The sequence below is a fragment of the Faecalimonas umbilicata genome (assembly GCF_042846195.1).
Classification (GTDB): Bacteria; Bacillota; Clostridia; order Lachnospirales; family Lachnospiraceae; genus Faecalimonas; species Faecalimonas umbilicata.
This window is the reverse complement of the sequence record NZ_AP031411.1, coordinates 36,918-50,831: the sequence shown is the minus strand read 5'-3', so window position 1 is coordinate 50,831 and position 13,914 is coordinate 36,918. Positions and strand designations below refer to the sequence as shown.

Below are 13,914 nucleotides of genomic sequence, written 5' to 3'. Positions count from 1 at the left end.
TATTTTTACATGAAATGAAATTCAAACACCTCATCCGACAGACGGATTGTCACATTGTCTGACAGAGCAGTTTCCTGGTATGGGTGTAATGCCTTTCCCTCTACATAAGTTCCATTTGTCGAATTTTGATCCTCGATATAATACTGCCACCCTTGCTTGCTGATTTTTGCGTGACATCTGCTGACCGATGTATTATCCCGGATACAGTAATTGACTTTCCTCTGCTCCTTTCCAATCAAAAATGGCTGCGTATTGATCAGGATTCTCTCTCCTGTATCCTTTCGAAGCAAATATGCAAACTCTGCATTGTGAAGTACTGTTGTTTCTCCTCCCGCTGCATTTAGCAATGTTGTTTCTCCCACGCCTTCACTTGCCATCATATATTCCTCCATATTCCATTCTCTCTCTTCTTCTCTTTTCCTTCTTCCAGGCGAATATCTGCTTTCTGTCCTTCCATCCACTTGTCGTACCTGCCTTTTTGATGTCTGCATCTGTTGGTATGTATGTTGCATTCTTGCTCCGTTCTTCTCTGCATGTTTTTTCTGATTTGTATGCACTGACATCCAAATCATGGCTGCCATTCCTCCGAAAACAGCCAGTATCACCCCTGTTCTCCCGGTTTCTCCTCCGTTTTGGTTCTCTCTATTTTCCAGTGAATCTATTTTTTTACTAAATCTTTTTCGCTCTTTTTCTGCCTGCTCTGTATGCTTCTCTGTTTGCTTTTCTCCCTCCGCCATTGTTTCCGGCTTTTTATAAGGAATTTCAAATGTATCCAATGCCTTTCTGATATGATAGATCTGCACTGCATATGGCACCATCCCCTCCTGGAACACATTAATTCCCACAACTTCCCTGTTGGCATTTAGAAGCGGGCTTCCAGCCCCTGCTCCATATAGTGGAATATTATGTTCGATGACTTTATCATTCTCTCCATCTGGTACCTCCTCCGATTCACTAAGACGGATAACCTCTCCTCGCTCTGATATCTGTGGAATTTTCTCCAAAATTTTTTCCCGGTATCCCTCCCCAGAACAGCCGACAAACGTAATAGGGTTTCCTTCTTCCGGCGGCACTCCTTCCCCTAATGTCAAACTCTCTCTGTCGTATAACTTCGACGACAACTGCAAAACTGCAAAATCCATCCGATCACTCTGCACACTTGCATGAATCTTTGCAGGAACAAACATATTTTTTCCTGTCATTACGTAGATTCCCAACCTTTCATCTTTCTCCGGCAATTCGTTCAGCGCATGCTCTTCCATAATTTTTTCCAAAAGTATCTCATCTGGAACCGCCACATGCTTATTCGTAAGAACTGCTTGCTCGTTGATCAGAAAAGAAGTCCCATTGAGATAATAGGACACTTCCCCACTGTCGTTTCGATAACCAACTGCTACCGGAAGAACGGCATCCGAAATCATTTCCTCTCTTTCATCTGATTTTGCTGCTCCCTCTTCTGCCACAGTTATCGTCGGAAGACAGCACACTGCCACAACTGTCATCCAGATTACAAGCAACAGCTTTTTCACTTCTTTTGTCATATACACCATCTCCTCTGAATCCATGTCTTTTTCCCGCTTCTTTCTCATAAACTGTTAAAAATGTCTTTGGAGTATCTATGAAAAACAAATATCTTACTTCATTTACTGCACTGCTCTTATCGTCCTCTTTACTCTTCTCCGGCTGCTCTTCTATTCGAGCATCTTCCGACACTAACACCGCTTTCCGTCAATTTACTCTTGAACTATTCCGGCAGGATGTGGCTGCAAATACTATTGGACTACATTACACATTGAAAGATCCATCTGCCTACGATATCGTCCAGGCTCCGGTTACATACGGATCTTTTTCCACAAATACGACCGGAATGATGGCATCTCTAGAAAACAGTCTTTCTGCTTTGTCCCATTATCACTATGAAGATCTCACAGACGAAAATAAACTCACCTACGATATTCTCGAATCTTATTTGCAGACTGCCCAAAAAGGCGCTCCCTATCTCTTATACGAGGAACCATTAGGAGAGATTACCGGAATTCAGGCACAGCTCCCGGTGCTATTAGCGGAATATCCATTTCATGATATAAAAGATGTCGATACATATCTCTCACTCTTATCCTGTACCCCGGATTACTTCAACTCTCTGATCTCCTTCGAAAAGGAGAAGGCAGATAGTGGTCTATTCATCCCGGACAGCACCGTAGATGCTGTGGTCGACCAATGTAGTTCCTTTGTCGACATGAAAGATTCCAATTATCTGCTCACAACTTTTGATGAACGGCTTTCCAAGATACCTGGACTTTCTTCTACTGTAAAAAGGAATTATCAAAAGAAAAATCAAGAAATGATTGCAAATGCTGTCGTTCCAGCTTATGAGTCACTGATCGATGCCCTTCTAGAACTGCGCGGCAGTGGAAAAAATAAAAAGGGAGTCTGTTATTTTCCGAATGGAAAAGAATACTATAGCTATGTCGTAGAAAGAGATACCGGCTCACCTCGCTCGGTATCGGAAATAAAAAAATTAATCCATGACCAGATTTCCTCTGATCTTTTGTCTATTCAGACATTGTTGTCCAAAGATCCTGAACTTGCCTCGCGTCCTGTCTCTGCCGAAGCACCTCCAGACAAGTCAGATATTTTTCTGCAAAACCAGATTGACCGGAATCAGCCGGAACAGATTTTAACATTGCTGGAACAAAAATCTTCTGCTGCCTTTCCTGCTCCTCCAGACGTAACTGCTCAAGTGAAATATGTTCCCAATGCTATGGAACCTTATTTGAGCCCTGCATTTTATATGATTCCCGCCATTGACGACCAGTCAGAAAATGTAATCTACATCAACCAATCCCGCAATGTCGATACCCTAAAACTATTTACGACACTTGCACACGAAGGCTATCCCGGACACTTGTATCAAACAACTTATTTTGCTGAAAAAAATACAGAACCTCTCCGCAGCATTTTTAATTTTAGCGGTTATGTGGAAGGATGGGCAACTTATGCCGAGATGTGCTCCTACTATCTGAGTCCGCTGCCAAAAGACCAGGCTGCGCTGTTTCAAAAAAATGGTTCTCTGACACTTGGACTCTATGCTGCCGCAGATATTGGAATCCATTACGATGGATGGTCGGTACCCGATACTGTACGCTTTTTCTCTGATTATGGAATCAAAGATACCGATGCTATCCAGGAAATATATAATTTGATCCTATCTGATCCGGGAAATTACTTGAAATATTATGTTGGCTATCTTGAATTTATGGAATTGAAAAAGAAAGCGATGAAAATAGACGGAGATGAATTCTCCCAGAAAAACTTTCACCGTGCAGTTCTCGATGTCGGACCTGCCCCATTTGATATTGTTTCTAAATATGCGGTTGATAGATAAGCTGCCCTGTCACACATCCGACTCCTCTGTGGCATACAATACAATAAGATATTTCCAAGGAGGTTTTTATGTCTTTCTTACCAGTATTTTTATTGCTGCTCTTTCTTCTCTTCCTTTTGAATTATCACAAAAGGAAAAAGCTGATTCTTCAGATCCAAAGAATGCCCTCTGAAAAGAAATCGGCTCTTTTGCAGAACTTGCTCCTTCCATATGATTTGTCCTATCTGCCTCTACATGATCTCTTTACCTATCGAGAGGACGCGTGGCTCCCAAAAACCTGCCGCCGTCCTGCTGATACTGCCATCCGCGATGTTTCTCTTCAGGATGCTCTTCTGATCTACTTTGACTATAACGAAAAAACATGTCTGATCAAGTTGAAAAAAGGTCAATATGGAATCTATTTTGGCGGAGAGATCGGACTATATTGTGCTGACCACATTGTCTCTCCCCAAAACAGAACTACAACCCGATTTTTTAGTATAGCAGAATCTGAATTTCTTCCTCTTTCCTTAGAGCTTCTGGAAGAAGACCTGTCCACTTTTCAGCTCAGCAAACGACACTGGCGACTAAGCGGATTCCAAATTGGACGATGTCCTGTTTCCGCAGACTCTCAATTAAAAGTATCTGTTACCTTTCCGGATACATTCATGCTGCAAAGATTCATTCACGGCTTACTGGAAGCAGGTTATTCCGAATGCGAGCTTACGATTCGCAAACTTACGATTTCTTTCCTCTTTCCTTCCGTCAACGAATCCCCCAATTATCATACACGATCCTCGCAGTTTAAAGAGAATGCAGTCAAATGGCAAAACGCTTTCCACTGTCATCTGTATTCTTTCCTTACGCACCCTTTTGACAATACCACAGATAAACTAATCTATCTGCACACTTCTCATCCTTCTATGTTCCGGTATCTATGCCGCATCAGAAGCTGACAGTTCCACATAACGAAAACACTGAATTTTACGATATACCCGATAACAAAATACACTGAATTCTACGAGAATTTCCTTACGGAACCGGAGAGCTTTCCTACTCTCCGGTTCAGTCTGTCAGAAAATCATTACCCGGCATACATCCCCGATGCAAGCAGTACACTTACTGCAATTCCTGCAAATGTCGCCAAAAGCGCTCCCGCCAGTGTGTATCTTGTCTTTTTGATATTCGCTGTCATAAAATACACAGACATCGTATAAAAGATTGTCTCCGTGCAGCTCATCATGATAGATGCCACAAGCCCAATGTACGAATCTGTTCCATATTCCTTAAAGATGTCCAGTACCAGCCCTGTAGCTGCTGAGGAAGAAAACATCCTGACGATCGTAAGCGGTACGAGCTGTACCGGAAATCCGATATGTACCACAAACCTACTGACCACTTCCGCAAAAAAATCTAAAAATCCAGAAGCTCTCAATACTCCTACCGCAACCATCAGCCCGATCAATGTAGGCATAATCTTAATAACAGTAAAAAATCCCTTTCTCGCACCCTTTATAAAATGCTCATAGACATTTGTCTTCATCAAAATTCCAAAACCGACGATATAGAAAATCACAAAAGGTACGATAAAATCACTCAGATATAGTAAGAACTTCATCTACTCCTCCGTTTTCATAAATAGGCTCTTATCATCTTATGAAAACGGAAAACTATTTATACTGATCTTCCTCCAAAATCCGCTCGATTGCCTCCCGGATCACCTCTGACTTTGCCACTTTCAGGCGCTCACAGTAAGCATTCAGGCGCTTTAACGTCTGTTCATCCAGGCGCAGAGAACAGATCTTCTCCTTATTGTCACTCCCCTTTGGTCTTCCTGGTTTTCCCATAATCTCATCTCCTTTTTTGTATTACAATAATCATAATATATGTATTACAAAAAATCAAGTCTAAAATATGTTTTGGTATTTCAAAAAACACACCAGGATGACAAAATCTCTTTTCCTACACGCGCTTCCTTTTCCTCATCGCCATTGCAAATGCTACTCCGACTACCGTACTGACCAGCGTCGCCACAATCCCCGCCCCGACAATCCCTGCCGGATTTACACTTCCATACTGACTCCGATAGGCAATGATATTGATTGGAATGAGCTGCAAAGAAGAAATATTTAAAATCAAAAACGTACACATATCTCTGCTCGCAATGCTTTTGTCCTTGTTTGGATTGACTTCCTGAAGACTCTTCATCGCCATCAGTCCTGCCGGCGTTGCTGCCCATCCAAGCCCCAGGATGTTTGCAATGATATTTGTTGTAATATGTCTATTTGCTTCGTGTCCTTCTGGCACGTCTGGAAACAGAAAATGTACCACAGGCTGTAGTTTTCGCGATGCTGCAGCGATCAGCCCTGACCGCTGTGCAATTTCCATAAGCCCTACCCAAAAAGACATTACTCCAAGCATTGTAATACAAAGTGTCACTGCTTCCTTGGAAGAGTCCAGCGCCGCGTTCGTGACATCTGCCATCCTCCCTGTCAACGCTCCATAGATAATTCCTACAAGTATCATTCCTGCCCAAAGATCATTTAACAACTTTTTCTCCCCCATATTTATTTTATAAATATACTCTATGTCCCGGGGAACTCTTATATTCTCTAAAGCGGCATCTCCACCCGCTCGATCCGGTTCCGGATATTTCTGTCAGTCTCATCAAACACAAGCTGCTTGTTGTATTGATAATATCTATCGCACTGGTATTCTTGAAGGAACTTTACACTGTAAGCATTCATATTTAGTTCCGTGATAAAGATTGTCATTTCCTGACTGGCTCCAAAGGCAATCTCCATAAAGTCAAATGCATACTCCAGTTTCTGTCCCGCAGATTCCTCCAGCTTTTCATAAGCACCGCGCTCTTCTGCAAAAAGTCCGCGGATTTTCTCAAATGCATCCTCTCCATCAGAAATCTGCCCCTCCTCCAATACCTTCAGATACAGTTCCAATTTCTCGATCCCTTTTCGATAAACAATCTTTTCCGTTTTTGTGAGCAGTTTTGCACGTTCTTTTTCCTTCTGTTCCTCACAAGTTTCTTCTAAAATTTCCCGGAATGCCTCCACTGCTTCCTTTTTCTGACCAAGCACATCTTTGTATTGTTTTAACTTCTCAAACAGCATAGAAACATAGGCTTCCTGCCCAAATACTTTGCGGAAAACTTCTGTGACACGCGCAAGGAGCAGGCTGATCACACTTAGCTTTTCATCAAAAGATGCATGGGAAATCTTTTTCAACAAGATTTCCGGAATCTTTCCTCCCATCACCTGTTCAACCTGATAATCTGCCTCATAGCGGTAATACAGCTCCAGATAATTTGCAAAATCCTTTGCAATCTCCGGAAACTGAATATAGGAACCGACCACATCTCTGTCTACTTTTTTCCCCAGTTTTTCATACACTTGGATCAGCCTTGACAGATCTTCCCATCCTCTTGGTGTTGCGAAGAAGGAGCCATCTACTGTATGTTCCATCTTGTAAAAATAATTTTGTCTGTTTGTCAGATAAGAAATCACTGCCGGGTGAATCCCCTGATGGTAAGCATACTCTTTCCAAACCGAAAAATCTGCTTCCACCTCGATTTTCTTCACGCGGTCCATCGTCACCACATCAAATTCTCTGACGGACTTGTTATACTCCGGCGGATTCCCCGCTGCCACAATCACCCAGCCTTTTGGTACTTCATGATTTCCAAACGTCTTATACTGCAGAAACTGAAGCATTGCCGGAGCAAGTGTCTCCGACACACAGTTGATCTCATCGATAAATAAAATTCCTTCTGAAAGCCCTGTTTCTTCTATCTTTTTATACACCGATGCAATGATCTCACTCATTGTATATTCTGTAACCGAATACGCTTTTCCCCCATACTCATTTTTTGAGATCAGCGGTAATCCAATCGCACTCTGTCTTGTATGGTGCGTGATTGTATACGCCACCAGCCCGATCCCACATTCTCTCGCAACCTGTTCCATAATCTGTGTTTTTCCGATTCCCGGTGCTCCTAAAAGAAATATCGGTCGCTGTCTCATCACCGGGATCTCATATTCTCCATATGCATCTTTCAGCAAATATGCTTCGATTGAATCTTTGATTTCTTCCTTTGCTCTCTTAATATCCATATTCCATCTCACCTTCTGTTCTTCTTAATTGTTCTGGCTCCAGTATCAGTTTCATCGCCCACGCCGGCACGTCCACATCACTGTAATCCTCTTTTAAAAATACGAACGCAGTTTCATACAACGGCTTTTTCGCCGGGAATGTTCCATATCCATCTGTAAAATAAATCAGACCACGGAGTCTTCGAAACGCTTTCTTGGCAATCAACTCATTGACATAACCGAACACAGGGCGAAAATCAGTGCCGCCAAATCCATGTATCTCAAACTGCTCCATATAGCGTTCCATCTCTTCCTGATTATGGATCACTACATCTGACTGTACTTTATCATCACACTGGATGATATGCACACAGATTTTTCTGAAAAAGCTCTCCGACTCACTTAACACACTGTATGTCTGCTCTAAAAATTTTCGGATCAGCTCTTCTTTGCACGACATCGATGTATCAACGGCAATGACAAAGTCCTCGACTTTATGCACTTCCTTCGTCTCCTGCGGTTCGATCAATGGTACATTTTCGAACATCTCCATTCCATAGTGATAAAATATATAATCAAAGGTATCTGGATCTACCTGTATTTCCTCTTTTAGTACTGAAAATTTTCTCAAAAATTTTTTATAATCATATCGTGTCCGATTTTCTACGCGCACCTGCTCTGCAAGTGCCTCTGCATCTTCTGATGCTTCTTTTGCAAACGTCTCCATTTTCGTCTGAAGCTTCTCGTTTTCCTCTTTCCACTCTTTCTGCCGTTCCATCATTTTCTGCGGCGGAACTTCCTGATTCCAAAGCTGATGATCATCCACAAAAAACTCTCCTCGCAGTTTTTCAAAATCAGCTTCTCCAATCCATGTATCTTCTTCTCTTCCCGCCTCTTTTTCTTCCAACACTTGATAAATTCCTGCGACTGTCAGTACCTTCATCTTTTCCCTCAGACTCTGATACACTTTTTTCCGATATGGCGAAACATATCTTCTGACTGCGCGTACAGAAAGTCCGTCAATGATCGACTCCACCGCAATATCTGCCGCAAGATCCCACAAAGCGGTATCTACAGTTTTCGGAATCGTCAAATGTCCAAACAGACAATGAAATACTATATGAAGATAGGCTCGATTAATATAGATCCGATCCTTTTTATACAGGTAGATCAATGCATCCGGATAAAAATAAATGCCAAATCCATCTGTCCCCATCCCTGTTATATTCGTCTCCGGCAAAAAGAAAAATCGACTCAAAGACACATCAAGAAATCGCATCGACAAATACAGTTCATTTCTCGCCTGCTTCCAGATATCCATGCAGATCTCAATCTTTTCCAGTTCTCTTTGCTGCTGTTTCTGTATAATATTCATCGCTTCCTCCTCTCTTTTTATCATTGCTTTTCTTATCTTTCTTCCTTCTATAATTCAAACTTCTTCTTTTTCTCTGTTACAGCAAATCTCTGATGATACTGCTCCATCAGATAGCTCATCATCGATGCCTCCCCGGTTATCCCCACCATGTCTATTAATACACGAAGGTTATCCACATTGTCAATACAATGTTCCACATAATATGTGAGAAGTTTCATATCTTTTTTCTTCAAAAGATACTCTGACACATTTTCCACATGAGATTTTAAGTACCCCTCATACTGTTCCTTTGCATCCTCCGCAAGCCGGTACGGATACAAAAGTCGTGCAAATGCAAGTGCCACCACAACTTCTTCCTGCTCATTTTCCACCGCCCACGCAAACCGCTTATCATACTGGTCAAATTGCAATTCATTCTTCACGATACAATTTCGATACCACATCCCACTTCCGTGCGTCTTTGTGACGAGGATCCTCGCCGGAGTATTTTCCACTGCCTCCTCAAAATATTCCGGAAAGATCAGCTTTGCATCTCCATCCGGGCAGTGATACATGACTTCTTGTTCCTCTCCGATCTCAATGAGCAGTTCCCGGAAGCATGACCTTTTTTCGGGAACCACCGTCACATCCATTTTTTCAATCTGATGACATCCGGTAAATGCCCCTGCCCCAATATCTCGAATATCTGTAGAAAACTTCAATCGTTTTAAATTTCTACAATTATAAAACGCATACCGACCGATTTTCTCGATCGTATCCGGCAAAACAATTTCCTCCAACCGTTCTCCACACAACGCATCCTGCCCGGTTTCCTCCTCCGGCGGATAGTCCATATGTGCCGAAAATGCATACGGTGCAATCTCCGTCACCCTGTATCCATCAATTTCCCGCGGAATCACCGCACTCTCTCCATACGAAAAACAGCGCAAAATAATTGCGCTGTCTCCGTTGACTTTTATTTCAAATTCCTTATTCTTCTGTCTCTGTTCCATGTTCCTTTTCCTCTTTCTTCTCGAACACTGTGATATTTTTCTTTCTCAATCTCTCATACACATATCCTCTGAACAATGTATAGATCACAGAAACCATCGGGATAAAGATCAGCATTCCTACAAGTCCCATCAGACTTCCTCCAAGACTGACTGCAACAAGCACCCACATGGAAGGAAGGCCTACAGATCCTCCAACAACGTGCGGATAGATCAGATTTCCCTCCACCTGCTGTAAGACTAAGAATAAGACTATAAAACCGATCGCCTGCATTGGGTTGACCATCAGAATTAGAAATGTACCGATCACACATCCGATAAACGCCCCAAAAATCGGGATCAAAGCTGTAAATGCGATTAACACACCGATCAACAGTGCATATGGCATTCTCAGAATACTCATGCTGATAAAGAACATTGTTCCTAAAATAACCGCTTCCATACACTGCCCGGTAAGGAAATTGGAAAATGTCCGGTAAGTCAGTGAACAAATATCAAGAACAGTACTAACCTTTTTCTCCGGCAAAAATGCATACAGCACCTTCTGGATCTGAACTGTCAGCTTCTTTTTCTGAAGTAGGATATAACATGCAAATACCGCTGAAATAAAGAATGTTGTCAATCCACTGACAATACTTTTTGCCGCTGCAAAAGTTGTATTTAAGACACTTCCTGCTCCATTTCTGAGAAAATCAATTCCGCCTTGGATCATCTTATCCCAGTCAAACTCCATCGTCTCAATCCACTCGATGATTCCCGTATTATTTTGAAATAAATCTTCTGCCCACAGCTCAAGCTTCGGTATAAATACCTGAATGCTTTCTCCCAGCATTAAAATTGTTTTTCCTAGCTGCGGAAATACAACGAAGATTACAACAAAGATAATACCAAGTACAAGCATAATCGACAAGACTAAACTACACGGTTTCTTGATTTTCTGCACAATCTTGTTATTCTTTGCCCATTGATTGGAGAAAAATACTTTCTCCATAAAATTCATCGGAACATTTAGTATGAATGCGATCGCACCTCCCAAAATAAATGGAAAAGCAATGCTAAACAAAAAATGAACCGCATCCAGAACAATTTCATACTTCCACAGACCGATCACGATCAACGCTGTGAAAAGGATCAGTCCGCGGATTTTTTTGATTGATTCGTTATTTAAGTTCATTGAACCCCCTTCTATTTCTTACGGAAGCATTTTAATAACTGAATGATCGGAAGGTTTGCAGCTGCAAGACCATATACGATCAGTAACTGCTGGATGGTCAATGTAGATACTTTAAATACAGAGTGCAGTGCCGGAATCATCAGTACACTTGTAATCAATACTAATCCGAGAAGGAATGCCCCGATCAGATAAATATTGTTCCACATTTTTTTCTTAAAGAGAACCGGTCTGTCTGATTTACAGTTAAATCCATGAACAAGTCTTGCTGTACAAAGAGTACCAAATGCCATTGTACTTGCAAGCACTGCATCGCCACCCTTGAATCCAATTAAAAATGCGATCATTGTTGTTACACCGATAGAAAGACCTTCTGTTGCAATCTTAATCAGAAAATCTTTTGTCAGAATAGATTCGTTCATCGGACGAGGTTTTTCATTCATGACATCTTTTGTATGTGGTTCCAGACCAAGTGCAATTGCCGGAAGGCTATCTGTCAGCAAGTTGATAAACAATAAGTGTACCGGTGCAAATGGAACCGGAAGACCTGCGATAGATGCATACAATACCGCAAGGATTGCACCAAAGTTACCGGATAACAGGAACTGGATGGAACCTTTGATATTTTTATAGACATTACGTCCGTTTTCTACTGCCTTAATAATTGTTGCAAAGTTATCGTCTGTCAGTACCATAGATGCTGCATCTTTGGAAACTTCACTTCCTGTGATTCCCATTGCAACACCAATATCCGCCTGCTTTAATGCAGGGGCATCGTTGACACCGTCACCTGTCATAGATACGATATTTCCTTTTTCCTGCCATGCGCGCACAATACGGATTTTATGTTCCGGTGAAACTCGTGCATATACTGACACATGCTCTACAAAATCTTTTAACTCTTCATCCGATAAATTATCAATCTCCGCACCTTCACATGCCTCTGATTCGTCTTTTAAAATACCAATTCTCTTAGCGATCGCTGCCGCTGTCACCTTGTGGTCACCTGTGATCATAATTGGCTTGATTCCTGCGCGGATACATTCTGCAACCGCATCTGCAGATTCTACTCGCGGCGGATCCATCATAGAGATCAGACCAAGGAAGATCAGATCGTTTTCATCTTCCAGGCAAAGATCTCTTTCATCTTCCATCTTCTTATATGCAAATGCAAGCACGCGAAGTCCGCCTCTTGAAAATTCCTGGTTCTGTGCTTCGATCGCTGCTTTGTCAGCATCTGTGATCGGGCAGACACTATCTCCCTTTTGAATATAAGCCATACGGTTTAAGAGTACATCTACTGCACCCTTTGTGATCATGACACGCTCTCCGTCCATCTCATTGACAGTGGACATTAATTTTCTGTCACTGTCAAACGGAATCTCTGTCTTTCTCGGATAGGCTTCTCTGACATCCATTGTCCCTACTCCAAGTCTTGTTCCAATATTGATCAGAGCTGTCTCTGTCGGGTCACCGATTTCCATACCATCTACGTTTGTAGAGTCATTACAGAGAATACTGTAATCCAAAAGCTGTCTTTGCTCTTTCTTCTGAATATCGATCTCGGCTGCCGGAATTCTCTTTTCGTTTACATAATAATCTTCTACTGTCATCTTATTCTGTGTCAGAGTACCTGTCTTATCCGAACAGATGATAGATACACTTCCAAGTCCTTCTACAGCCTGAAGCTTACGGATGATCGCATGTTCTTTTGCCATCTTCTGTGTACCAAAAGAAAGAACGATCGTCACGATAGAGCTTAATGCCTCTGGGATTGCCGCTACTGCAAGGGCAACTGCAAAGAGGAATGCATCTCCGATAGAATCTCCGCGGAATACATTGATTCCAAATAAAATACCACAGAAAATTAAAATAATGATAGATAATTTCTGTCCAAACTGATCTAAGTTAATCTGAAGTGGAGTACGTTTCTCAGAAGTTGTTTTCAACAATGTTGCGATCTTACCAACCTCCGTCTCCATACCGATTCCGGTTACAAGGAAAGAACCTCTTCCGTAAGTGACAAAGCTTCCTGAGAATACCATGTTTGTTTGGTCTCCAAGTGGAACTTCTCCAGAAATCACTTCATCTGACTTTTCTACACCAAGACTTTCACCTGTAAGGGCGCTCTCGTCAATTTTCAAGCTTGCATTCTGAAGAATACGTCCGTCTGCCGGCACATAGTCTCCGGCTTCCAGCATAACTTCATCACCAACGGTTAATTCTACCGAAGGAATCTGGATCACATTTCCATTACGAAGTACCTTCGCTGTCGGACCTGATAATTTCTTTAAACTGTTTAATGACTGTTCTGCCTTGACCGTCTGCACAGTTCCGAGAATCGCATTCATCGTGATTACGACTAAAATAACGATCGCACTCTCTGCATCCCCGAGGAATCCAGATACAATCGCCGCTGCGATCAGAATGATTACAAGGAAATCTTTATACTGTTCCAGGAAAATCTGAAACGTGCTCTTTTTCTTTCCTTCCACCAGCTCATTCTTTCCATATTTTTCCTGGTGTTCCCTGACCTGCTGGTCTGTAAGCGGCTCCTGCTGGCCGTTTACCTTTTTTCTTGTCTCTTCTTTCGACAATTGATAAAATTTGTCCATGTTTCACCCTCCTATCCTGCAATGAAGAAGTTTCTATCTGTCACCATAGGTTCTTCCAACGCCTCCTGCTGCTATATGATCTTGTCTTTATTATGCCAGAATCTGTAAAAACATTTCAACATCAAAGAAAAAGATCTTATAACTGTGCAATAAAAAATGACGAGCCTTCTTATTGCATATGTTTGTTATATGCAATAAAAGTCTCGCCATTTAATTACGATACGGATGAATTTTCATCGTCCTGACGTCATCGTAAACGTTGGGTAACGCTAGCTACTCCCTTTTATTCAT

The 13,914-nt window shown here is 41.9% G+C and carries 11 protein-coding genes; 2 read left to right on the top strand and 9 right to left on the bottom strand.

The genetic code is table 11. The annotated features are described in order from the left end of the window. Positions 1-5 precede the first annotated feature (5 nt). Complete coding sequence (locus ACGG81_RS00245; RefSeq protein WP_116441381.1) at positions 6-1,541, bottom strand: trypsin-like peptidase domain-containing protein; 1,536 nt, start codon at positions 1,539-1,541, stop codon at positions 6-8. 77 nt (positions 1,542-1,618) lie between these two features. On the opposite strand from ACGG81_RS00245, the gene ACGG81_RS00240 reads away from it, so the two are divergent. Then, a complete protein-coding gene (locus ACGG81_RS00240) occupies positions 1,619-3,388 on the top strand; it encodes a DUF885 domain-containing protein (protein WP_009263800.1) in 1,770 nt (589 codons plus the stop codon). A gap of 68 nt (positions 3,389-3,456) precedes the next feature. Next, positions 3,457-4,323 carry a DUF4474 domain-containing protein gene (locus tag ACGG81_RS00235; RefSeq protein WP_116440935.1) on the top strand — a complete coding sequence of 289 codons (867 nt, stop codon included), beginning with the start codon at positions 3,457-3,459 and terminating at the stop codon, positions 4,321-4,323. Positions 4,324-4,451: 128 nt separating this feature from the next. Here ACGG81_RS00235 and ACGG81_RS00230 read toward each other — a convergent pair whose 3' ends face one another. From ACGG81_RS00230 to ACGG81_RS00195, 8 genes are all read right to left on the bottom strand, one after another. Further along, complete coding sequence (locus ACGG81_RS00230) at positions 4,452-4,985, bottom strand: spore maturation protein (protein ID WP_008977635.1); 534 nt, start codon at positions 4,983-4,985, stop codon at positions 4,452-4,454. A 52-nt stretch (positions 4,986-5,037) separates the two neighbouring features. Next, complete coding sequence (locus ACGG81_RS00225; protein ID WP_008977636.1) at positions 5,038-5,214, bottom strand: ribbon-helix-helix domain-containing protein; 177 nt, start codon at positions 5,212-5,214, stop codon at positions 5,038-5,040. Positions 5,215-5,329: 115 nt separating this feature from the next. Beyond that, positions 5,330-5,917, bottom strand: a complete 588-nt coding sequence (locus tag ACGG81_RS00220) for a nucleoside recognition domain-containing protein (RefSeq protein WP_009263802.1) — start codon at positions 5,915-5,917, stop codon at positions 5,330-5,332. A 62-nt stretch (positions 5,918-5,979) separates the two neighbouring features. After that, positions 5,980-7,494: an ATP-binding protein gene (locus ACGG81_RS00215; RefSeq protein WP_390108950.1), complete on the bottom strand. Its 1,515-nt coding sequence runs from the start codon at positions 7,492-7,494 to the stop codon at positions 5,980-5,982. After that, a complete protein-coding gene (locus tag ACGG81_RS00210; RefSeq protein ID WP_390108949.1) occupies positions 7,484-8,848 on the bottom strand; it encodes a VWA-like domain-containing protein in 1,365 nt (454 codons plus the stop codon). The genes ACGG81_RS00215 and ACGG81_RS00210 overlap by 11 nt, the downstream gene beginning before the upstream one ends. A gap of 47 nt (positions 8,849-8,895) precedes the next feature. Further along, positions 8,896-9,840 carry a leucine-rich repeat domain-containing protein gene (locus tag ACGG81_RS00205; RefSeq protein WP_390108946.1) on the bottom strand — a complete coding sequence of 315 codons (945 nt, stop codon included), beginning with the start codon at positions 9,838-9,840 and terminating at the stop codon, positions 8,896-8,898. After that, positions 9,818-11,011 carry an AI-2E family transporter gene (locus ACGG81_RS00200; protein WP_008977641.1) on the bottom strand — a complete coding sequence of 398 codons (1,194 nt, stop codon included), beginning with the start codon at positions 11,009-11,011 and terminating at the stop codon, positions 9,818-9,820. Before ACGG81_RS00200 ends, ACGG81_RS00205 begins: the two co-directional genes overlap by 23 nt. Positions 11,012-11,022: 11 nt before the next feature. Next, positions 11,023-13,623 (bottom strand): cation-translocating P-type ATPase, encoded by a 2,601-nt coding sequence (locus tag ACGG81_RS00195; RefSeq protein WP_009263807.1) that lies wholly within the window; start codon positions 13,621-13,623, stop codon positions 11,023-11,025. Positions 13,624-13,914: the final 291 nt, after the last annotated feature.

What these genes read in the sequence shown, in the direction of transcription:
- ACGG81_RS00210 (WP_390108949.1), bottom strand. Translation starts at nt 8,848, where the DNA reads ATGAATATTATACAGAAACAGCAGCAAAGAGAACTGGAAAAGATTGAG.
- ACGG81_RS00200 (WP_008977641.1), bottom strand. Translation starts at nt 11,011, where the DNA reads ATGAACTTAAATAACGAATCAATCAAAAAAATCCGCGGACTGATCCTT.
- ACGG81_RS00215 (WP_390108950.1), bottom strand. Translation starts at nt 7,494, where the DNA reads ATGGATATTAAGAGAGCAAAGGAAGAAATCAAAGATTCAATCGAAGCA.
- ACGG81_RS00235 (WP_116440935.1), top strand. Translation starts at nt 3,457, where the DNA reads ATGTCTTTCTTACCAGTATTTTTATTGCTGCTCTTTCTTCTCTTCCTT.
- ACGG81_RS00225 (WP_008977636.1), bottom strand. Translation starts at nt 5,214, where the DNA reads ATGGGAAAACCAGGAAGACCAAAGGGGAGTGACAATAAGGAGAAGATC.
- ACGG81_RS00205 (WP_390108946.1), bottom strand. Translation starts at nt 9,840, where the DNA reads ATGGAACAGAGACAGAAGAATAAGGAATTTGAAATAAAAGTCAACGGA.
- ACGG81_RS00245 (WP_116441381.1), bottom strand. Translation starts at nt 1,541, where the DNA reads ATGACAAAAGAAGTGAAAAAGCTGTTGCTTGTAATCTGGATGACAGTT.
- ACGG81_RS00240 (WP_009263800.1), top strand. Translation starts at nt 1,619, where the DNA reads ATGAAAAACAAATATCTTACTTCATTTACTGCACTGCTCTTATCGTCC.
- ACGG81_RS00230 (WP_008977635.1), bottom strand. Translation starts at nt 4,985, where the DNA reads ATGAAGTTCTTACTATATCTGAGTGATTTTATCGTACCTTTTGTGATT.
- ACGG81_RS00195 (WP_009263807.1), bottom strand. Translation starts at nt 13,623, where the DNA reads ATGGACAAATTTTATCAATTGTCGAAAGAAGAGACAAGAAAAAAGGTA.